Origin of the sequence: Paraferrimonas sp. SM1919, assembly GCF_010993985.1 — a bacterium.
In the GTDB taxonomy this organism is placed as follows: domain Bacteria; phylum Pseudomonadota; class Gammaproteobacteria; order Enterobacterales; family Shewanellaceae; genus SM1919.
In genome coordinates, this window is the sequence record NZ_WINH01000145.1 from 1 (window position 1) to 501 (window position 501).

Here is a 501-nt window from a genome sequence, read left to right on the forward strand (position 1 = left end):
CAGACTTCGAGCGCGCCACCATCCAGGACATCTTCGCCAAGTTGGACTATGAGGTCGTCGGCCCTGCAGCTCTTTCCAGGTGTCTGATCGTTTACCCCTGGACTCAGAGGTACTTCGGCGCCTTCGGCAACCTCTACAATGCCGAGGCCATCAAGTCCAACCAGAAAATCGCGGCCCACGGCACCAAGGTGCTGCACGGCCTGGACCGGGCCCTGAAGAACATGGACAACATCAAGGAGACCTATGCAGAGCTGAGCGTGCTGCACTCCGAGAAACTGCACGTGGACCCTGACAATTTCAGGCTGCTGTCTGACTGCCTGACCATTGTGATCGCCTCTAAGATGGGTAAATGCTTCACCGGTGAGGTCCAGGCAGCTTTTCAGAAGTTCCTGACCGTGGTGGTGTCCTCCCTGGGAAGACAGTACCACTAGAGAGTTGCAGCAGGAGACCATCACATGTGGATCATTTGTTTAAAAGCTCTTTGTTTTTATCATGCATCAG

Annotated in this window: 1 protein-coding gene; it reads left to right on the forward strand. The window is 54.5% G+C overall.

The genetic code is table 11. The features are described from left to right. On the forward strand, positions 1 to 431 hold a 431-nt coding region (locus tag GFB48_RS17525), incomplete at its 5' end, for a hemoglobin beta-like protein (RefSeq protein ID WP_163938818.1). Positions 432 to 501: the final 70 nt, after the last annotated feature.